The 21,488-nt window shown below is 37.1% G+C and carries 14 protein-coding genes; 7 read left to right on the top strand and 7 right to left on the bottom strand.

From position 1 onward, the window contains the following. Positions 1-11 precede the first annotated feature (11 nt). Together J7574_RS10080 and J7574_RS10075 are read left to right on the top strand one after the other, a co-directional pair. Entirely contained in the window at positions 12-1,586 is a 1,575-nt protein-coding gene (locus tag J7574_RS10080; RefSeq protein WP_290967599.1) for a glycoside hydrolase family 43 protein, read from the top strand. Between the two features lie 15 nt (positions 1,587-1,601). After that, positions 1,602-2,528 carry an alpha/beta hydrolase-fold protein gene (locus J7574_RS10075; protein ID WP_290967597.1) on the top strand — a complete coding sequence of 309 codons (927 nt, stop codon included), beginning with the start codon at positions 1,602-1,604 and terminating at the stop codon, positions 2,526-2,528. 122 nt (positions 2,529-2,650) lie between these two features. Here J7574_RS10075 and J7574_RS10070 read toward each other — a convergent pair whose 3' ends face one another. The 4 genes from J7574_RS10070 to J7574_RS10055 all read right to left on the bottom strand — a co-directional run bounded on the left by J7574_RS10070 (position 2,651) and on the right by J7574_RS10055 (position 13,876). Continuing rightward, the gene (locus J7574_RS10070; RefSeq protein ID WP_290967595.1) at positions 2,651-6,658 is read right to left on the bottom strand and encodes a two-component regulator propeller domain-containing protein; all 4,008 of its coding nucleotides are present in this window, start codon (positions 6,656-6,658) and stop codon (positions 2,651-2,653) included. Positions 6,659-6,797: 139 nt separating this feature from the next. Continuing rightward, a complete protein-coding gene (locus J7574_RS10065; protein ID WP_290967594.1) occupies positions 6,798-8,747 on the bottom strand; it encodes a sialate O-acetylesterase in 1,950 nt (649 codons plus the stop codon). Between the two features lie 97 nt (positions 8,748-8,844). Then, positions 8,845-10,932, bottom strand: coding sequence for a beta-galactosidase (locus J7574_RS10060; protein WP_290967593.1), 2,088 nt, complete (start codon positions 10,930-10,932; stop codon positions 8,845-8,847). Between the two features lie 82 nt (positions 10,933-11,014). Further along, positions 11,015-13,876, bottom strand: coding sequence for a TIM-barrel domain-containing protein (locus J7574_RS10055; RefSeq protein WP_290967592.1), 2,862 nt, complete (start codon positions 13,874-13,876; stop codon positions 11,015-11,017). A 502-nt stretch (positions 13,877-14,378) separates the two neighbouring features. Between J7574_RS10055 and J7574_RS10050 the strand changes: the two genes are divergently transcribed. From J7574_RS10050 to J7574_RS10030, 5 genes are all read left to right on the top strand, one after another. Then, positions 14,379-16,775, top strand: coding sequence for a glycoside hydrolase family 31 protein (locus J7574_RS10050; protein ID WP_290967591.1), 2,397 nt, complete (start codon positions 14,379-14,381; stop codon positions 16,773-16,775). Between the two features lie 10 nt (positions 16,776-16,785). After that, the gene (locus J7574_RS10045) at positions 16,786-17,130 is read left to right on the top strand and encodes an L-rhamnose mutarotase (protein WP_290967590.1); all 345 of its coding nucleotides are present in this window, start codon (positions 16,786-16,788) and stop codon (positions 17,128-17,130) included. Positions 17,131-17,263: 133 nt separating this feature from the next. Next, on the top strand, positions 17,264-17,785 hold the full coding sequence (locus J7574_RS10040; RefSeq protein ID WP_290967589.1) for a plastocyanin/azurin family copper-binding protein: 522 nt from the start codon (positions 17,264-17,266) through the stop codon (positions 17,783-17,785). A gap of 12 nt (positions 17,786-17,797) precedes the next feature. After that, positions 17,798-18,235, top strand: coding sequence for a hypothetical protein (locus tag J7574_RS10035; protein WP_290967588.1), 438 nt, complete (start codon positions 17,798-17,800; stop codon positions 18,233-18,235). Positions 18,236-18,439: 204 nt separating this feature from the next. Next, entirely contained in the window at positions 18,440-19,318 is an 879-nt protein-coding gene (locus J7574_RS10030; RefSeq protein WP_290967587.1) for a helix-turn-helix domain-containing protein, read from the top strand. Positions 19,319-19,327: 9 nt separating this feature from the next. Here the strand turns inward: J7574_RS10030 and J7574_RS10025 are convergent, their stop codons facing one another. The 3 genes from J7574_RS10025 to J7574_RS10015 form a co-directional block, all read right to left on the bottom strand. Continuing rightward, positions 19,328-19,807 (bottom strand): hypothetical protein, encoded by a 480-nt coding sequence (locus J7574_RS10025; RefSeq protein ID WP_290967586.1) that lies wholly within the window; start codon positions 19,805-19,807, stop codon positions 19,328-19,330. Between the two features lie 115 nt (positions 19,808-19,922). Continuing rightward, entirely contained in the window at positions 19,923-20,456 is a 534-nt protein-coding gene (locus J7574_RS10020; protein ID WP_290967585.1) for a dihydrofolate reductase family protein, read from the bottom strand. Between the two features lie 72 nt (positions 20,457-20,528). Continuing rightward, positions 20,529-21,263, bottom strand: a complete 735-nt coding sequence (locus tag J7574_RS10015) for a helix-turn-helix domain-containing protein (RefSeq protein ID WP_290967584.1) — start codon at positions 21,261-21,263, stop codon at positions 20,529-20,531. Positions 21,264-21,488 lie beyond the last annotated feature (225 nt).

Genomic DNA, 21,488 nt, shown 5'->3' with positions numbered 1-21,488 from the left:
AATTTACAATTATGAAAAGAATAATTATCCTTTTAATCAGTATAGTTGGATGCTGCCATTTCTTGAATGCGCAAGGATACAAGAATCCTGTTATTTCTGGATTTCATCCCGATCCGAGTGTTTGCAGAGTAGGAGATGACTATTATCTGGTGACTTCCAGCTTTGAGTACTTTCCAGGAGTTCCTGTTTTTCACAGTAAAGATTTAATCAATTGGACCCAAATTGGGCATTGTCTTACGCGTGCTTCTCAGCTTAAATTAGACAAATGTGCTCCTTCGGCTGGGATTTATGCTCCAACAATCCGTTATCATGAAGGTCGTTTTTATATGGTCACGACCAATGTATCAGGCGGAGGAAATTTTTATGTGCATACCGATAATCCTGCAGGAGAATGGTCAGAACCCGTTTTTGTCGATCAAGGCGGTATAGATCCTTCTTTATATTTTGAGGATGGCAAATCTTATTTTGTATCGAATCAGAATGGCATTACGATCTGCGAAATTGATATTAAAACAGGAAAAAAACTTACCAAAGGACAAACGGTGTGGAATGGAACAGGAGGACGTTATCCTGAAGCCCCACACATTTATAAAAAAGACGGTTGGTATTATCTGCTTATTTCAGAAGGAGGTACAGAATACGGCCATAAAATAACCATAGCGCGAAGCAGGAACATTTACGGACCTTATGAGTCCAATCCTGCCAATCCGATTTTGACACATATTAACGAAATTGCTCAAAATAACCCGATTCAAGGTACAGGACACGGCGATTTTATTCAAGCACATGATGGTTCTTGGTGGATTGTCTTTCTGGCTTTCCGTCCGCAGAGTCTGTTGCATCACGTGTTAGGTCGAGAAACATTTCTAGCTCCTGTAAGATGGGATGCAAATGCTTGGCCCGTAATAAATGGCAATGGCACAGTAAATATAGATATGAATGTGCCTACTTTACCTGTCCAGGCTGTAAAACCTCATGATTATTCTACTAATTTTGATGAAATAAAGCTCGCAACCGATTGGAATTATCTTAGAAATCCTTTCCTACAACAGTATTCACTTACCGAAAAGAAAGGTTCATTGCGATTAAAAGCCACTTCGGTATCTTTAGACGACAACGATTCGCCAACTTTTATAGGGCGCAGACAGGAACATATTGATTTTTCAGCATCTACTGTAATGTCATTAGATAATGCAAAAAGTGGAGATGAAGCAGGTATGACTATGTACTACTCGAGTCAGGCGCATTACGACCTTTCTTTGAAAAAAACAGAAAAAGGCAAAAACAAATTATTGTTGCGTTATAAGATGGGCATACTGAACCATACCGCATCCGAAGTGGAAATTCCTGCGGAAAAGATTTATTTGAAAGTGGAAGGCAGTAAGGATTTTTACAGCTTCTACTATTCTTTGGATGGAAAGGAATTTAAGTTTTTAGATAAAATCAATATTTGGTACCTAAGTTCTGAGACCAATGGAGGTTTTACAGGCGTGTATGTTGGACTATACGCTACATCTCAAAACAAGAACACCAAAGCGTTTGCTGATTTTGATAGCTTCACGTATCAACCAGGTAAAGCAGAATAAATAAATGGATGGATTATGAAAAATAAAACGAGATTAATTACGATGTTAGCTTTGGTCTGTTGGTCTATAGGACACTCCCAAACAGAGAATACTACAGATAAAAAATTAAACCTACAGCCCATAGTATTTAATGCCGACGATAAACCAGTATTTCCAGATCCGCCACAAGGATTTAGAGACAAGCATGCGGAATTGGCTTCTGGAAAACTGACAGTAGTTCAGTACAATTCTAAAACATTGGGCACACGTCGCGAAATGACAGTCTACACTCCTGCAGGCTATACATCTGATAAAAAATACCCAGTGCTTTATTTGCTCCATGGCCTTAATTCAGATAAAGGACAATGGACAGATTGGATTCGTGCGCAGGACGTTATAGATAATTTAATCCGTGACGGGAAAATCAAGCCAATGGTGGTGGTTTTTCCCAACTGCAACTCAAGCATGACTGTTGAAAATCCGACTCCTGACCAAGAGAAAGAGAAAGAAATTGGATATAAAAGTTATGGAGTATCTTTTGAAAAAGATCTGCTGATGGACATCATTCCGTATATCGAATCAAATTATGCCGTATACCGCAATCGAGAGCAGCGAGCTCTAGCAGGTTTATCTATGGGAGGCGGGCAATCTTTGAATATTGGCCTTTCCCATATCGATACTTTTGCTTTTGTAGGTGGCTTTTCTTCAGCTCCTAATACAAATGAAGTAGGAGGACTTTCTACTCTTAAACTTGTGCCTGACGTAAAAGCAGCAAGAAAAGATCTTAAAGTATTGTGGGTTTCTTGTGGGAATAAAGATTGGCTTTTTAATGTGAGCCAGCGCATTCATGGCTGCTTAAAGACCAATCAAGTGCCTCATGTGTGGCATGTAGATGGCAATGCGCACGATGATGTAGAATGGGCCAACAATCTGTATCTTTTCTCGCAGCATATTTTCAAATAAAAATTCTTTTAAGCAGTTTATAGTCGTTTTTTGAAACACTTTTAAATAAAACGAATATAGGTCTAAAAATAAAAAAAGCAGCTTTAATGATGATTAAAGGCTGCTTTTTTATTGCGTTGTTTTTATAGTTTTTTGTGAAGTTTTAAATACTCAGAAGGAGATAAACCGAACTCTTCACGGAAATATTTTGAAAATCTTTTAGGCGAATTAAATCCAACTTCGTAGGCTATCTGTGAAACCTGCAGCTGGCTTTTGTCCAGAAGCTGGCGTCCTCTTTTCAAACGTATGGTTCGAATGAATTCTGCAGGCCCTTTACCCGTTATGAACATCAGTTTTTTGTACAGATGTCCTCGGCTTAAGCCTAAAATATCTCCTAGATTTTCTACAGAAAATTCCGTATCGCTGATATGCTGCTCTACGGCTTTTATCGCTTTTTCGATAAAAATTTCATCTAGAGAGGTAATGGTAATCTCCTGCGGATTAACGTCTATTTTTTGTTTAAACGCAGCATGGCTTTTTTTCGTCCATTCGATAAATTTATTAATTCGAAGTTTGAGAATATGAATATTAAAAGGTTTGGTGATATAATCATCTGCTCCGTACTTTAATCCGTCAATATGATATTCTTCAGCAGTGCGTGCTGTGAGGAGAATTACAGGAATATGGGACCAGTAGATATTGGTTTTGACCAATTTGCAAAGCTCAATTCCATCCATAACAGGCATCATTACATCACTTACAATAACCGTAATATTGTGTTTTTGCAAAAGTTCGATAGCCTCTTGGCCATTATGGGCCGTAAGTACTGTAAAGTCATCTTTTAGGTTGTCTTCTATAAATTCGCACAAGTCTTTATTGTCATCTACAAAAAGAACCACTTGTTCAGTAGGACTTTCTGTTTTTTCCTCTTCAATGTTTGGAATATCAATCGTAGCAGGACTAAGCATCAAATTCTTTTCAGAGCTTTTTCTAATTGGGATCTTAAAGGTAAATATACACCCATGCGGAATATTATCTTCAATGGTTATAGTACCTCCATGAAGATGTATGTATTCATTTGCAATATGCAATCCAAGACCGCTGCCGGTTTCATTTTGACTTTGTTCTCCTTGATAAAATCTCTCAAATACAAGCGGTTTATCGTTATCGCTGATTCCCGAACCCGTGTCGCGAACTTTGACGCAGACCTGAGTAGCATCACGGCTAATTTCTACCTGAATTTTTCCTCCATCGGGAGTATATTTAAAAGCATTCGAAAGCAGATTGGTAAGTGTTTTTTGAATCTTATCCTTATCAAATTCCATAAGCAGACTGTCTATTTCGCTTTCAAAAGACAATTGAATGTGGCGTTCCGTAGCATAAACATTAAACGAACTGCAGATATCTTCGGCAAAACTTACAAATTCGGATGCCTTTAAGTTTAAGCTAACGATTCCTGCATCTAATTTGCGAAAATCTAGCAGAGAATTGATTAAGGAAAGAAGCTGCTGTGCATTTTTATGGATAACGTTTATTTTCTTTCGCATCACCTCATCCATAGCATCATTCAGCAGCACTTGCAGAGGTGTTATGATAAGGGTTAGGGGAGTCCTGAGATCATGGCTTATGTTGGTGAAAAAGTTCAGCTTCATTTCGTTAATCTGCCATTCTTTCTCGCGATTCATTTTCTCGCGCTGTTCTTCTAATTTTAAATGATGGCGAATTTTTGATCTGCGTACGGTATACCATATAATGCCCGCGATTGTGAGCCCATAAAAAAGATACGCCCATACGGTTAGATAAAAAGGAGGCAATACATTTAACGCTAATACTTTGATATTATCGTTCCATCCAGAAGCATTATCATAGGCTTTTACCAAAAGCTTATAATTGCCAGCTGGCAAAGCAGAAATTACAATTTTATTGTCCTGAATAGGAATCCATTCTGAATTAAACCCTTCAATCTTGTAAAAATACTTGACTTTATCAGCATTTAATAAATCTGTACTCGTAAACTTAAGAGTAATAAGCCTGTCATCGTGCCTTAAAGTAAGCTTGGAAAGCAGTTCTGTCGAATGCTGTAACAATTTATGCCCATTATAGATAGAATCTACTTCTATAGTCTGATTTCCAAGAGTTAGTCCTGTAAAAATAATTTTTGAAACCGGCTTGTTTTCTTTTAGCAGTTTGTTAGGATTGATTATGGTATATCCGTCCAGATTGCCAAGCAAAATATCACCGTTTCTTAATTGCAGTATAGAGTGTTTGTTGAAATAATTATCCATCAACCCATCCTTAACCGAATAGTTTTTACTGCTTATGGATAAATTATCATTTGCATCATAACTGACAGTTAAAATAGAAAGCCCATTGGGAGTTGTAACCCAGATGTTATTGCGATTGTCTTCCAGTATCGCGCTGACAGAATTGTCGCAAAGGCCATTTGACTTGTTGAAGTAGTAAATGGTATCTTTTTTTGGATCCCAAACATTAAGGCCATCATTATGAGCAATCCACAAAATATTGTGTTTGTCTTTGTAGACCGTAGAAATCTGAAAATGTTTGAATTTTTGCGTTCCTTTTTTATTGCCATATGAGATGACATTTTTATTGTTGGTGATATCAATATTGAAGAGTCCGTAACCTGTACCCAGCAGAAGCTCATCGCCTGAATCGTAAAACATGTCGAGTGCAAAAACTTGATCTTCAAATACAGAAATCACAGAATCAAAACTAGTGGCATCTGCCGGAAGCTGCTGTATTTTTCCTCCCATAGATCCTATCCAGATATTGCCATAGCGATCCTGTTTTAGGTTCCAGACATTGTTGTTGCTTAGTTTGCTGTTTTTCGTGGTATATTGGCTTATAACACCATTTTGCCAGCAAAACAGTCCATTTTGATAAGTTCCGATCCAAATGCGGTTTTTGCGATCTTCCAATAAAGAGGTAATTGCAGCTTTAGGAAATGGAATTCGAGAAGTGTTTCCTGTTTTTTTATCTTTTTTAAAAAGTCCCTTTCCATCTGTTGCAATCCAGAGATCTTCATTGTGATCCTCCATTATGGTGCTAATATCAGAGCATTCAGGATGTTTGAAATTGATAAAGTTTTTAAAACTTTCATTAAAAAAAGAAAGCCCTTTTTTGCTGTGCCCAATCCAGATAGTCCTATCGTTGTCGCGATATAGGTAAGTGATATTGTTGGATGGCAGGGAATTGTCTTTGTTTGGGGTTTGAACACAGTTTGTTATGTTGTTTTTTGATTTGTCAAAAATAAAAAGCCCTTTATGATCTGTTCCAATCCATATTTCGCCTGGCTTATTTTCGATAATGCTGCTAACGAAATTAATATCGCTGTCTACACTAGATTTTAATGTTATAGAGCTCCATTTTTTCGTCTGATCATCGCGATAGAAAACTTCATTTGGACTATTGTTAAAATAAGTCCATAATCCGTTGTTGCTGTCCAGAAAAACGATATGCCATTCATCAGTTCCATTTTTTCTGGTGGAAACTGGGAGTTTAATGTTTTTAATATGACCTGTAGTACTGTTTAACTGCCAGCATTTTTGAGAATTTTCAATGCAATATACAGACTCGCCATTATCTGTTACGCTAGCAAAAAAAGGGTTTTCAATGTTTACGCCAGTAAAGACGGAAGTATGCCTTTTTTTTATATCGTAGAAAAAGATGTTTTTCTTATTAAAAACCCATAAATTCTTTTTCTTATCCACATAAATTTTACAGTTGCTATCTGCGCGAATGTGCAACTTATTTAAAAAAGAAGTGATGTCTGTAATAAAGCAGTCCTTATCTCTGTTATATATCGCATTATCATGTCCGAAATTGACCCATATATTGCCCAAGCCGTCTTCTTGGAGACCTAAAATATCATTGGAAATTAAGCTATTGGGCTTTTTAGAGTTGGTCGTGTAAACTTTGAATTCGTAACCATCATATCGATTAAGTCCAGTTTCAGTGCCAATCCATAAAAAACCATAACTGTCCCTTAGAAATGTCTTGACATTGGTGCTTGAGAACCCTTCGCTGGTTTTTAACTGGTGAAAAATATAATTGGACTGCGCAAGAATACTTTGGAAAGAAAGTATTCCAAAAAGAGTAAGAAACAATAAGAGGACTTTATGCTTTTTCATTCGGTCTAAATTAATCATTTATCTGAAGTTGCAGTATAAGAAGGGCTGTTTTTATCTAAATTACAGCCACTATTCCAATCCATATCGATTCTATTTCTTTTAGAATCGATATGGACATTTGAAATTGTAATAGGCTTAATTATTTTTCAAAGCTGTATTTAATGCCTTTTGTGATGCTATTCCAGTCGTCTGTTCGAAAAGGAACAGCAGGGAAATTTTCAGCATTGTACAGATTACAGTCACTAGCATCGTCGGCCCAACCGTAGCGAACTGCTTCTGGATTTTGAACCTGATCGCTCCATACTAAAAGCTGACTGCCTTTTATTTGAGCTTTGGCATAATGAAAAACATGATCAGATCCTGCAATTTCAAATCCTTTTACATATTGGTATTTATCATGAACCATTAAACCGCTTTGGGCATTGTCAAATGTTAAGAGAATCTGATTGCCTTTTGTTTCCATAGATTTGTATGCTGGTCCGCTGAAAACATTTCCTTTTTCATATACTTTATTCAAGGCAATGGCAGCAAGTCTGTATCCTACATCTTGTTTGTTTTTTGGATGAATATCTTTCGGATCTCCAATATCTGCTGTAACACACATACCAGTATTGGCAACATTGTGAAGGGTGAAATTCTGAGCCTCTCTTAACTCTGCCCAATAGCTGCCAGTTTTGCTGTTTCCTCCAAACTCATTAAAAGAAGATAACTGCACAAAAAAGAAAGGAAAATCTCCTTGATGCCATTTGTTTCTCCAATCGCTAATCAATAACGGAAAAGCTTTTTTATATTGTTCGGCGCGTGTAGCATTTGCCTCTCCCTGATACCATAAAACTCCTTCAATAGCATAGGGAATCAAAGGATTGATCATGGCATTGTAAAGAAGGGCAGGATAGCTGTTTGGAGACAAGTCTGTTCTGATTTCTGTAACCTGAAATTTCCATTTTCCTGCAAGTGGCACAATGGTACTGCCTACAGTTAATTTTAAATCAGCCTCATCGCCAAAAATTCCTCCTCCGCCACTATAATCCGTTACTCGCACTTCAATAGTGTTAAGGCCTTCTTTAAGCGTTCCGGCAGGTACTTTGTATATTCTTTTTTTGTCCCATTGGGTATTCTTTCCCACTTCAATTCCATTTACATAAGAAAGATCTTCATCGTCTATTTTGCCAAGCTCCAGTAAAGCCTCTTTAACAGCATCTTCTTTTGAAATCATAAAAGATTTACGCATCCAGACTGTACCGTCTAAACTGCCCAATTGCTGGTTCCACAATTGTGGCACGTGCATTTCTGGCCAAGAACTATCATCAAAGTTTGTTGTTTTGTATTGGCTTTCTGAGTTTGAAGTGATTTTATATCCTTGAAGATTTTCAATCTGTACTTTCAGTGTAGCCAGTTTATTTTTCAGTAATGAATCCATTGGGATTTTTGGAAGATCGGCAATCATACTGCTAAATTCAGGACTTTTTTCAAAAGCTTCCCTGCTAGTCCATGTTTCCACGCAAGTGCCTCCCCAGGAAGAGTTTATTATCCCGATTGGGATTTTTAATTCATTGTATACTTTTTTGGCGAAAAAATAGCCTACTGCTGTAAAGGCTCCTGTATTTTTTTTACTGCTTTCTTTCCAGCTTCCAGCTTTGAGTTCCTCTTTAGGTGTCGAGTTTAAATCTTTGTCTACTAAAAATTGTCTTATCCAAGGATTATCTGCCTGACTGATTTCATAATTGGCATTTTGTGCCTGAGCAACTGGCCATTCCATATTTGACTGTCCGCTGCATACCCAGACTTCTCCGACTAGGACGTTCTCAATAGTAATGCTGTTGTTTCCTTTAATGGTCATTTTAAAAGGACCGCCTGCTTTTTCAGGTTTCAGGTACAAAAGCCATTTTCCATTTTTGTCCGCTTTAGTTTTCTGAGTCTGTTTATTAAAAGTGACTTCAATTTTTTCTCCAGAATTGGCCCAGCCCCAAACAGAAATGGGTTTATTGCGCTGTAAAACCATTCCGTCGCTAAAAAGCAACGGCATTTTTACATTTGCATTTGCACACAAACTCAAAGCAAAAAGCAAAGCGATTAGATTTTTTTTCATTTTGATTGGTTTAGATTTATAGTTAGTCAGTGTTGAAACCTGCAACAGGAGCTGCAGGCTTCTGTAAGAATTATGGTTGTTTAGAAAAAAGTCATTTTTATTGCTGCCAAACGGTTACGCCTCCTGGCGGTACAGTTTTACCGCCAATTAAAATATTTGCAGTATTGGATATTTTTTCGATCTGGTAATCTTCTGAAGAATAATTGACTGCGATCCAGAATCCATCGCGCCAGCTAACGTATACTCCTTTAGGATAATGCTCAACAGCGATTCCAGCCTGATTATACACCTGCTGCAGGACTCCTTTTTCAAGTTGGCCATCGTCTGTATCGGTGCCAATATAAGTAACGGTTCCTTTTCCTATTTTGTTGGTCACCACAGCTGCCGTGCCTGCGTAAAATTGGTTGGTATACTTAGCAAGGACATTTTCAGGTTTATTGGCTTTTACTAAATCTGCCCAGTTGTTCCAGTAATACTCTTTTCCGAAACCTTGGATAGTTCCTTTTGCATAAGGCAGAAGATGGTCAAAGTCTTCAATTTTGGCATCGATTAAAGGATAAATCGGAGCGCCCCATCCTGCCTGGAATAAATGGCCATTTTTGTCCTTAACAGCCGTACGCACGGTTAAGACTAAATGCCCGCCTTGTTTTACATACTCTGTCCATTTGGCAATAAGTTTCTCATCGGCTATTTCGTAAGCAGGAGCAACCACAACCGCATAAGAATCTAATGGTTCGTTTTCATAAATTATTTCTGCTGGAACTCCGTATGATTTTACGATTTCAAGATATTTTTGAAAAAAAGACAGGGTATTCCATTGGCTTGTTTGCGCTTGACGGCCCATACTCCAAGAATTGTCATAATTCCATAACAAAGCAGTTCTTCGAGCCTTTATTTCTTTAGGCATTTCTGCCTTCGAATTATAAGCCTTTCTTAATAATTTCATTTCCTGCATCGTCTGCTGGTAATCTTTTCCTCCTTGCGATAGAGTAGTTCCATCAAGTTTTGTAATACCGCTGTGGTACTGCTCTGCACCGTAATTGATCTGACGGTAACGATAAGAGCAGGCAAAAGACATGCCTTCGGCCATACAATGATAAAGCCACATGCGCACTACGCCAGGCTGAAGCAGAGGATTAACATTTCCCCAGTTGACAAAACCAGGCTGAAGCTCCATAATTCCTGAAATATTATCTCTGGTTTTAAAGAAGCTCAAAGCAAAAGAAAGTTCTTGAGGATCGCCAAGACGGAAACCTTTGTCTCCAATATTAGAAACTCCTTTGTTAGGATAGCTGGTAAAAGAGTTAAAATCGAGTTTTTTTGTTCTTCTAGGATCTGCTGATGGAGTAGTAGCGGTATAATTTGTTGTTACAAACTGATTTTTAGCAATTAAAGGTCTGATAATGTCTGCCTGAAAGTCTAAAAAATCGGCCTGCGTATCAGCAGTATATCGCTTAAAGTCCAGCAAGGCATGCGGATTGATTCCCCACCACCCAACATGATCTGCATTTGGAATTTTAACTTGGTCAAAACTGCTGTAGGTCTGACTCCAGAAAGCAGCTCCCCATGCCGTATTTAAAGCGCTTATCGTACGGTATTTATTCTCTAACCATTTGCGGAAAGCATCTTGAGAAGAAGGGCTGTAATCTTCTTTGGCTTCTGGCTCGTTGTCGAGCTGCCATCCAATTACATTTGGATTATGGCCGTAGCGCGCTGCCAATTTACTAATGATGTTTTTAGAAAAATTTCTCCATACCGGATTGCTCAAAGACTGCTGTGCTCTTGTTCCGTGCTCAGCTCTCTGATAATGGCTGTCCATCAGATAGATTTCAGGATATTTAATGCCCATCCAAACGGGTGAAATTGCTGTAGGTGTGCCTAAAATAACTTTCAATTTGTATTTTCCAGCCAGATTGATTACTTCGTCAAGCCATTCAAATTTGTAAAGTCCTTCTTCGGGTTCCATGTCTATCCACGCAAATTCTGCTATGTGAATAAACTCAAAACCAGTCTTAGAAATATTGCTGATATCTCTTTCCCAATCTTTTTTATTCCAGTGTTCTGGATAATAATAAATTCCCATTACCATCAGATTTTCTTTAGGAAAGAAAACAGGAGATTTCTGAGCCATTACGCCTGCTGAAGCCAGCAGCAATAAACAAATGATATATTTTTTTAATTTCATGGATCTATTTTTTTTAAATAACATCAAGACCTGCATCAAGGTTGTCCTAAATGCAGATGCTGAATGTGATTGTTTTAAGAGATTAAATTTTTATGACTTGAAGCGCTCCTTTATAATCGATTTCTTTTCCAGAAGCATCAGAAAGGAATGCTTTTGGATTGGATGGATCGACAACGACGATTTTAAATTTTCGGTCTTTTAGCATGCCTTTAAAATCTCCTTTACGCTCGCCAATGGTTAAAGTTTCCTTTTTTTGATTGTAATCGAAGCTTATCGCACTGTAATGGCCTTTTTCATAGTTGTAGTTAACCCCTTCATCTTCATACAAAGTAAAATGGCCATCGCGACCTTTATAAACATATAGCACTACATTATCAGCAGGTTTCTGATCGGTGTACTGGATTTCAGGACCAACAGGAACTATAGCGCCTTCAGGAATAAAGAGCGGAAGACGTCCATAAGGAGCATCTGCCTGTAAAGTTTGTCCGCCTAAGAGCTGCTTACCCGTATAGAAATCATACCAGTTTGTGCCAGCAGGAAGGTATACTTCTCTTTTTCGTGCTCCATATTGGTAAACAGGGCAAACCATAAAAGAAGAGCCAAACATAAATTGGTTGCTGATGTTAACGACATTTTTATCGTTTTGAAAATCCATCATCAACGGACGCATAATGGTGTAGTCATTAAAGTGCGTCATACCTGCCATTGTGTAGATATATGGCATTAATCTGTAGCGAAGGCGGTCATAATATACAATAGACTCGTATGCTGGATGACCTTCGGGAGCAATATTCCAAGGTTCGCGATAAGGAAATTGTCCGTGAGATCGGTATAGCGGAGCAAAAGCTCCAAACTGATGCCAACGTGCATTTAATTCACGCCATTCTTTACTGTCAGAGTTTTCATTTCCATTTTTGTCGTACTGTTGCTGTGCGCTCACATAGCGGTCTTCAACACAAAATCCTCCAATATCCATCGTCCAGTACGGAATACCGCTTGCGGCAAAGTTAAGACCTGCCGAAATCTGCGCTTTCAAATCTTCCCATCTCGTCGCAATATCGCCACTCCATGTTGCTGTTGAATAGCGCTGCAATCCTGCAAAGCCTGATCTTGTTAAAAGAAACACACGTTTATTAGAATCTACGGCTCTTTGTCCATCGTAGATTGCTTCCGCATTCATTAGGGCATAAGTATTGAAATATTCAGTTGAAGGTCCTAAAGCGGTTGGTCCTTGCAATTTTTTACGATACTCTATATCTGTACAGTCCAACACGTTTGGTTCGCTGGCATCCATCCACCAAGCATCCACCCCTATAGGATATAAATTTTCGTAGATCTGTTTCCAAAATAGTTTACGAGCACCGCTTGCATAAGCATCATAGAATGACCCTACATAACCAGGACCAACCCAGTCACGAACATTATCTTTAATGGCTTGCTGATACATCCATCCTTTTTGGTCAAATTCTTTAAAGTGCTCTGTAGTTTTGTAAAATTTAGGCCATACCGAAATCATCATTTTGGCATTCATCGAATGAATCGAGTCGGTCATAGCCTTTGGATTTGGAAAACGGGCAGGATCAAACTTATGGCTTCCCCATTTATCATCTTCCCAATAATTCCAGTCCAATACGATATTATCAATTGGAATCTGGCGTGTTCTAAATTCTTTTAAATTGCTTAAGATTTCATCTTGGGTTTTGTATCGTTCGCGACTCTGCCAATAACCCATTGCCCATCTAGGCATAATTTGAGATTTTCCAGTTAGGGTTCGGTATCCTTTAATTATGCTGTCCGTAGAATTGCCATGAACAAAATAATAATCAATTTTTTTGTTCATTTCGCTCCACCAGACTTGGCTGTTTTTTTCCTCAGCCAATTGTGGCGTTCTCACTCTTAATCCACAGTAAGAGGTTGAACCGTCTGGTCTCCATTCTATCCTTAAAGCAGTGCGTTTGTTCGCTTTCAGATTCATAGAGAATTTGTAGCTATTCGGGTTCCAAGCGGTTCTCCATCGCTCGGCAACCACTAATTGATTGTCTAAATAGACTTTTACATAGCCAGAATAGTACAATATAAATTTATATTCTCCGTCCTGCGGCGCTTCAATTTCTCCTTCATAAGTAACATTGGCATTTTTTAAAGGAAGTTCTGTTGGCAGGTTTTTGATGCTTTTTACATCCTCAAAAAAAATGGATTTTTCTTCGCGAATCAGCGGGGCATTTTTCTTTTCAGGTGTGCTGTAAGTTCCGGTTAAGAAACCTGGTTCGCCATTTTTTCCAAATAATTTGAAAACCTGATTTAATTGCTCGTAAGGGCGGCTGTCTCCAAATCGGCTTAAAGAATAGCTGTCCCACAAAAGTCCGTAATTTTTATTTGATACGACAAATGGTACTGATACCTTGGTATTGTATTGGAAAAGTTCTTCGCTTTTATCCTTATAATTAAATTCATCCGACTGATGCTGTCCTAGTCCGTAAAAAGCTTCGTCTTGAGGCGACTCAAATATCTGGCGTACGGTATAGCCTTTTGTCTGATCTGCTTGTATAGGAAGAAAAGTTCTGCCGCCGCCTGCTTTTTCAGCCAACAGTATTTTTCCGTTTTTATCTTTAAATTTGATTCCACCGTCTTTTGCCGAAACCATGACATTCAGCGTTTTGGTTGAAAGTTTGATGGAATCTTTTGATTGATTAATGTGAAATGGAACAGTTTGCTGATTGGGAACAATAATCAGACTGGAATCTTTTTGAAATTCTTGGGCTGTTGCGGCAACATGTATCAGATCATTGCCTAAAACCTGAAGACGCAGTGTGCGCAATTGGTTTTCTGTGCTTGGGTTTAGGTCTATTAAAACACCGTCATTTGTTTTGGTGTAATTTTTAACAGCACATGATGCCAAGAGTAATCCAGCCAAAAGACCTAAGGCTATTGTGTTTTTTTTCATGTTTTTTGGTTACGAATGGTTTATATGATAATTAGCAGTTTTGTGATTTCTCGACTTATAAGCATAGGAAACTGATGGAGCTGAAATTTGAATTTCTGTAAAGCTATTAGCAATCTGTATTTTTAGACTGCAAAAGCTTATTAGAACCCTATTGCTAAATCGATTGTGTCAGGGTGTAAAAATATCCTTTAATGAAAGAGCATATGGGATATAAATGTGTTATTTGACAGGCTCTTATGTATCATTATGCTTATTGAAGACCGTGAGGGGAATGGAATGTATTTTATGACAGGTCAAAATGTATCATTTTTTTTACACCTGCCGACTAAAGAGTACATTAGCATCTGCAAAATTTCGAGGCATATATTAAAAGGCTTTTTCGAAGATCATATGCCCCTTTTTTTGAATTGCTACATCAGAAAAAAATCTTAGGCTCCTGCTTTTCATAATATACAAACCAAAAAAATAAAACTATAATACTATTAACTATCAAACTATCAAAATGAAATTTATCTACCAATTAATTTGTCCTTTGCTTTTCTGTGTGATTAGCTACGGGCAGAAGTATGAGAAAACAAGTCTTGGAATAAAAACCGAAGCAGATGGAAATACAATAGAAATTCAGTTTTACAGTCCTTCGATTGTAAGAGTTATAAAATATCCCGCGGCGGGAGTTTATTCTAAAGAAAGCCTTTCGGTAATCATGAAGCCGTCAGCTACTCCTTTTACAGTAAAAAGTCAAGATAACCAATTGGTTTTAAAATCCGAACGTCTTAATGTTACGGTGCAATTCCCAACAGGAGAAATCTCATTTGCAAGTTCAGATCAAACTTTACTTCGTGAGAAAAAACAGGGAACAAAATTTAAACCTGTAAAAGATACCGATACGGATTCTTATACCGTATATCAGGCATTTGATTTAGACAAAAACGAACCTATATATGGATTAGGACAGCACCAGAGAGGAGATTTAAACCAAAGAAATCAAAATTATCGTTTGGAACAAGGAAATACAGAAGATGCTGTAACTTTTTTCCAGTCGGTAAAAGGATATGGACTTTTTTGGGATAATTATGCTCCAACAGAGTTTAAAGACAGTGCCAACGGAACTTCATTTGAATCTAATGTGGGTGATGGAGTAGATTACTATTTTATGTACGGTAAAAATGCCGATGGAGTGGTTTCGCAAATGAGAAAGCTTACAGGAAGTGCTCCAATGTTTCCGCTTTGGACGTATGGTTTTTGGCAAAGTAAGGAACGTTATAAAAGCCAAAACGAAATAGTTGGCGTGGTAAAAAAATACCGTGAACTGGGAGTGCCTCTAGACGGAATAATCCAAGACTGGCAGTATTGGGGAAATAATTATTTATGGAATGCAATGGAGTTTCTTAATCCTGAATTTTCGGAGCCTCAAAAAATGGTGGATGAAATTCATGGACTGAATGCTCATCTGATTATTTCGATCTGGTCTTCGTTTGGACCAAAAACCAAGCCTTATAATGAGTTGAATAATAACGGAATGCTGTTTGATTTTCTGACTTGGCCCGAATCTGGCAGCGAAATTTTTCCGCCCAAAAAAGATTATCCTTCTGGAGTGCGTGTTTATGACGCTTATAACCCAAAGGCCAGAGACATTTATTGGAAGTATGCAAGCGAAGGCCTTTTTGCAAAAGGAATTGACGGCTGGTGGATGGATTCTACAGAGCCTGATCATCTTTGGGTAAAGCCAGAAGATTATGATACCAAAACCTATTTGGGAACTTTTAGAAAGGTGCGAAATGCTTATCCTTTGATGACTGTAGGTGGAGTTTACGATCATCAGCGAAAGGAGACTTCAGACAAGCGAGTTTTCATATTGACAAGATCTGCTTTTGCTGGCCAACAGCGTTATGGTGCCAATACATGGACGGGTGACGTTGAGTCTAGTTGGCAAAACCTGCGTGCCCAGATTCCGGCGGGACTTAATTTTACCCTTACCGGTATGCCGAATTGGAATTCAGATATTGGAGGTTTTTTTGCTGGAGTTTACAATCAAAAAGGAGAAGTTTCTGGAGCAGATAGTCCGTTGTTTCGTGAGCTTTATGTTCGTTGGCTGCAATTTGGTGCTTTTAACCCGATGATGCGTTCTCATGGTACAGATATACCTCGCGAGATCTATAACTTTGGTCATAAAGGGGAACCGGTATACGATGCAATTGAGAAATTTATAAATCTACGCTATTCGTTGTTGCCGTACATTTATTCGACATCATGGGAAGTAACTCATAAAGATTCTAGTTTTATGAGGGCATTATTTATGGATTTTGTGGCTGATTCTAAAAGCTGGGATATTAAAGATGAATTTATGTTTGGAAAATCTATTTTGGTTGCGCCAGTGGTTGAGGCTCAATATACACCCGAAAAAATAAAAGAAGGCCAGAATCAAAAGCAGAATATAGATTTTACAATAGAAAAATCAAGAACCGTTTATCTTCCTGCTGGAAGCGGCTGGTATGATTTCTGGACAAACGAAAAACTGCAAGGCGGTCAAGAGATTACCAGAAAAACAACGCTTGACATGATACCGCTGTTTGTAAAGGAAGGCGCTATACTTCCAATGGGACCTCAAGTGCAGTTTGCTGAGGAAAAAAAATGGGACAATCTTCAAATAAAAGTATATCCAGGAAAGGATGGTTTCTTTACACTTTATGAAGATGAATTTGATAATTATAATTATGAAAAAGGGGCCTACACAGAAATTGATTTCAGCTATAACGACAAGCAGAAAAAATTAACTCTTTCTAACCGAAGAGGACAATATAAAGGCATGTTATCTGAAAGAACTTTTACCATTGTGCTGCCAGACGGAACTAAAAAAGTGTTGACTTATAAAGGAAAAAAAATAGAATTTAAACTTTAAGAAGAAAGGTATGCCGTTAAAAAGAATATGTTATGCCTGCGATCTGATTGATAATCCAGAGCTTATAGAAGAATATAAAAAGTACCATCTTGCAGAAAATGCACGTCCCGAAATCACTAAAAGCATTAAAGATGCCGGAATAGTTTCTATGGAAATTTACCTGTTAGCCAACAGATTATTTATGATTATGGAAGTGGATGAAACTTTTACACCCGAAAGAAAACAGCTCATGGATGCTGCAAACACAGAGGTTCAGGAGTGGGAGCGGCTAATGTGGAAATTTCAGCAAGCGCCACCTGGAGCAAAAGAGGGCGAAAAATGGCTGAAGATGGAACAGATCTACAGCTTGCCGTAATGCAGTAGCTCGCCAATCTAAAACTATTTTCCAGTTTGACTATGCACGATTTGTCCTGTTTTATTCCTTTTCTGTTATAGAAGTTCCTTTTTTTTGAGAGTAGTTTTGTCAAATAACATTCAAGATAAAAAAAATGAAAAAGGAAATCTTAAGCATACTATTTTCCTGCTCTCTTATGGTAATTTCCTGCGGACAGAAAGAAAGTAAAAAAGACGAACATGTGAGTGCGCCAGCATACGAAGAAGAACAGGTTAATCTCGAGCCAGTGAACGACAGTATTACAAGCGTGGTCTTACTATCAGATGACAATATGAGATATGACCAATCTGAAATTAAGGTGCAAGCGGGAAAATTGGTCAAGCTGACTTTAAAGCATATTGGTAAAATGCCTAAAACCGCTATGGGGCACAACTTTGTACTGTTAAAAAAGGGAATTGATCCAGCCGATTTTGGTGCAGAAGTAGCTCAAGGGCAAGGGCCAGAATATAAGCTAAGTAAAGAGGCTTCTTTAAAAACAATCGCCAGCACTAAAATGATTGGAGGCGGAGAAAGTGTTACTATTGAGTTTATGGCACCAGAGAAAGGACAATACAACTATTTGTGTTCTTTCCCAGGGCATTATTCTCAAATGAAAGGAGTATTAATTGTAGAATAAATTATTGTAGATATGTACATCGGATTTAAGAATCTGCATTCATTTGCTGCAGATATTACACTGCTCTTTCTTTTAATTTCAATACTATATGCTTTTTATAGTTTGTCAAAAAAGGCATTGTTTACTAAGAAATCGAAAACAATAATTCTGTTAGGTCTCTTAGCGTCTCACTTGCAGTTTGTTTTAGGGCTTATTTTATATTTTCTTTCTCCTCTAGGCGCTTCTAATGTTTCTGGCGAAATGATGAAAAATTCAGTATCAAGACTCTATGGACTCGAACATCCTTTAGTTATGATAATTGCAATAGTTCTTATAACAATAGGCTATTCAAAGTCTAAAAGAGCTACTGGCGATACTGCTAAATTTAAAAAAATTGCAATTTTTTATTCCATAGGTTTTTTATTAATTCTTTCAAGGATTCCGTGGAAAGCTTGGCTTGCTAATTTTTAGTTTTTAAATTGTTAATTTGCCGTCTGCCTTCTAAGCAGACGGCATTTTTTTTATAGTAAAAGAGATTTTTTAACAATCAGCCGAGTAGGCTTTAGGAGTATCATTCTTTGTGTGTTGTAAAAGAATTTGGATATTTGTGAAATAAATGAAAATGAATAGCATTTTTAGGTTCATTTATCAGCAGATAAAAAGAATATGCCAAAATTGGAAAAACTTATATCATCGGAATTTTTTATTGGCAAGTATTTAAAAGATATTCCGCATCATTTTAAATGGCAGACTACACCGCTGCAAATTTATCCTTTAAGTCTTTTTACAGATCTTTTTAGGCTACCGATTCCTTTTATTCAAACAGATTATAGTTTTTTATTTTATCTCAAGGAAGGGCATATCGAGCATATAATAGGTACGCAGAAATATTATATCGAATCTGGTACGCTTATTTTGGTTCCAGCAGGAACGATGAACTCGCTTCAGGAAGTTTCCCAAGACATGAAAGGCTATTTTGTATTGATGAAAAAAGAAACGTTATCTTCCTTTTTTGACAAAGAAAAACTGCTTAGCCTTTATACTGTCGATCCCGTTCTGAAATTAAATAAAGAAAATAACGAATGGATTTACACTGTCTTGAAACTGCTCTCGACGGAATATAATGCTGAAATGCCAAATGAACTTGTGGGAAATGGTTTGGCGCAAGCCTTGATGTATAAAATTCTAGATTTATCTGGACAGCATAAACCTGTTTCGCGAATGCAGCAAGTAGCGATCGAGTTTAAATTGATGGTTTTTCAGAATTTCTTAAATGAAAAGAATGTTGCTTTTTATGCAGATTCATTAGCCGTTTCAGAAAATTATTTGAACAGATGCGTTAAGAAATATTTTCATAAAAGTTCAAAAGAAGTTATAATTGAAACCGCTATACTAGAAAGCCAGATTTTATTATGGAATGCTACTAAATCAGTATCTGAAATAAGCTACGATCTCAATTTCGACGATCCGTCTTATTTTGCAAGACTATTTAAAAGAGTTACCGGACTTACCCCGTCTGAATACAGAAAAAACATTAATGCGCGATTTGTATAGAAGTCTTCCTCATAAAACGATTGCATAATGCTGTTTTAAGTTAGTGCCACTCAAAGACGCCAGTTCCTTTTTAATCTCAGGTTCAAGTTCGTCAACGCTGTAGAATTTTGATTGGTAGCCAAAACTCTTAATGCTATTGATTACAATTCCTAATGCAAAAGAGGCGTGTTGCTGTTTCCATACTTCAAAAGTCTTATCCTGAAAAATTTGTGTCACTCTATAATCAAGAAATCCTCTTTTATTTTCCGGAGTGTCAATAGACAAATATTCTTGCGAAAATTTCAGATAATCTTCTACATCATCTTTAGTGTAATCTTCCCAAAGCGAAATTAAAATAATGTCAGTATAGGAATCGGAACTATTATAAAGCACTGAACGGATTTTTTCTGAAATTACAGGAAAAGATACCGTATAAGGCGCTGCACTATAGGAATAGAACTGAAGGACAGCATTATTAATGATCTTCAATATGTCTTTATTTTTTTTCATTATTAACCTTAAAGCATTACGTTGTTTAGAGGTTAATAAAAATATATAGTGCAGCGCAGTAAAACAGGTAATAATCAGGCAAAAACTAGGACAAAATGATATAACGCAGAACTTTTTAAATTTTCCGTTTATAACGCAACTGTGCTAATCCAGTTTCAAATGTTTTTGCCGAAATAAATTCAAGTATTTGTTCAGGTCTTTCGTCTTTAAAAAGTTTGGTTCCGTTACCCAATAAAACAGGGATAATTGAAATTATGAATTCATCTATTAAACTATTTTTCAGCAGTTCGTTTATTACTTCGGCACCACCGTCACAATAAACGTTTTTTCCTTTTTCTGACTTTAATCGGTCGATAAGTTCTGTTAGACTTCCTGTATAAAAAGTAGTTCTGCCTATTTGCGGTCTTTCAGTTCGGGTTATCACATACACATCTCTTTGGCCATTGTCGTAGTGAGAAGGGCCAATTTCTTTAAGAACATAATCATACGTTTTTCTGCCAATAATTATCGTGTCTACGTCTGCTGTAAATTCGGCATAACCATAATCTTCTCCCTCTTTCTCTACCAATTTTAAAAAACTCAAATCATCATTTGGCTTTGCAATGTATCCGTCTAGGCTCATAGCAATAAAAAGTGATATTTTTCGCATTTGTTTTAATTTTGAATGTTTATCCAAATATACTTCCAGATCAACAATGATACTTTGTAAAAATGCGACAAATTATAGTGACGATGGAGAAAGTCCGGTATTTCGTTTTATTTCATTGCTAAAATGCGAAAGATCATAATAACCGCACTCAAATGCAATATCAGACAAGCTTCGATCTTGGTTTGTTTTTCCAATAGCATGTAATGCATTCTGAAAACGGATGATATTTGCATATTCTTTTGGCGATAACCCGATGTATTTTTTAAAATTTCGCTCCAACTGTCTCACCGTTGTATAATTCTTTTTGGCTAATTCATAAATGCTAATTTGTCCTTTTGTCACATTGATATCATTAATAACCGATTGCAACGGAATGTTTTTATTTTTAATTCTTTCCCAAAAGAAGCGGTCAAAATAATTGAAGGATTGTTTTAATATTTTATTGGCGCTAAATGAATTGGATTTCTCAAATTCGACAGTATCATTAATCAATGTATTTAGTGGATCATATGTATAGAAATTTGCAAAAGCGGCAGGTTTTAGGCATGCTCCTGCTAAATGGGTATCGATATCAATTAAACTGTCTTTATACGAATTCATGGCACCAACGGCGTAAGTTTTTCCAAATTCCAAAGACAAAGAACCGTTATCGGTCAGGCAGTCATTTCCTAGATTTAGTATAATTCCGCTGCAGCCGTCTGGATAGACTCGTTCCCATTGGGCTTCATATGGATTTCCTTTCAGTTCCCAAAAGAAATGAATATAAGGTTCCAATTCTTTGCAGGGCATTATTTTTATGTATTCCATACGCTTTATATTGATTTGCAAAAATAGTTAACCTTCAACTTGGCCAAATAAAATAGACTGTTAAATATGTCTATGCTTTTGACTGATAAATCCATCTTATGGGATGGCATTATATATAATTTTATTTTCGGTTCCAGAACCTATTTATTGGCTTTCTGGTTTATTCGTTTGTACTGCTAAGTATTAGTAGTAATTTTTTGTTAGGTTTTGTTTGAGCAGGGAGAT

It is taken from the genome of Flavobacterium sp. (assembly GCF_017744675.1).
GTDB lineage: Bacteria > Bacteroidota > Bacteroidia > Flavobacteriales > Flavobacteriaceae > Flavobacterium.
This window is presented reverse-complemented; position numbering and strand designations above follow the sequence as displayed.

What these genes read in the sequence shown, in the direction of transcription:
- J7574_RS10080 (WP_290967599.1), top strand. Translation starts at nt 12, where the DNA reads ATGAAAAGAATAATTATCCTTTTAATCAGTATAGTTGGATGCTGCCAT.
- J7574_RS10075 (WP_290967597.1), top strand. Translation starts at nt 1,602, where the DNA reads ATGAAAAATAAAACGAGATTAATTACGATGTTAGCTTTGGTCTGTTGG.
- J7574_RS10070 (WP_290967595.1), bottom strand. Translation starts at nt 6,658, where the DNA reads ATGAAAAAGCATAAAGTCCTCTTATTGTTTCTTACTCTTTTTGGAATA.
- J7574_RS10065 (WP_290967594.1), bottom strand. Translation starts at nt 8,747, where the DNA reads ATGAAAAAAAATCTAATCGCTTTGCTTTTTGCTTTGAGTTTGTGTGCA.
- J7574_RS10060 (WP_290967593.1), bottom strand. Translation starts at nt 10,932, where the DNA reads ATGAAATTAAAAAAATATATCATTTGTTTATTGCTGCTGGCTTCAGCA.
- J7574_RS10055 (WP_290967592.1), bottom strand. Translation starts at nt 13,876, where the DNA reads ATGAAAAAAAACACAATAGCCTTAGGTCTTTTGGCTGGATTACTCTTG.
- J7574_RS10050 (WP_290967591.1), top strand. Translation starts at nt 14,379, where the DNA reads ATGAAATTTATCTACCAATTAATTTGTCCTTTGCTTTTCTGTGTGATT.
- J7574_RS10045 (WP_290967590.1), top strand. Translation starts at nt 16,786, where the DNA reads ATGCCGTTAAAAAGAATATGTTATGCCTGCGATCTGATTGATAATCCA.
- J7574_RS10040 (WP_290967589.1), top strand. Translation starts at nt 17,264, where the DNA reads ATGAAAAAGGAAATCTTAAGCATACTATTTTCCTGCTCTCTTATGGTA.
- J7574_RS10035 (WP_290967588.1), top strand. Translation starts at nt 17,798, where the DNA reads ATGTACATCGGATTTAAGAATCTGCATTCATTTGCTGCAGATATTACA.
- J7574_RS10025 (WP_290967586.1), bottom strand. Translation starts at nt 19,807, where the DNA reads ATGAAAAAAAATAAAGACATATTGAAGATCATTAATAATGCTGTCCTT.
- J7574_RS10020 (WP_290967585.1), bottom strand. Translation starts at nt 20,456, where the DNA reads ATGCGAAAAATATCACTTTTTATTGCTATGAGCCTAGACGGATACATT.
- J7574_RS10015 (WP_290967584.1), bottom strand. Translation starts at nt 21,263, where the DNA reads ATGGAATACATAAAAATAATGCCCTGCAAAGAATTGGAACCTTATATT.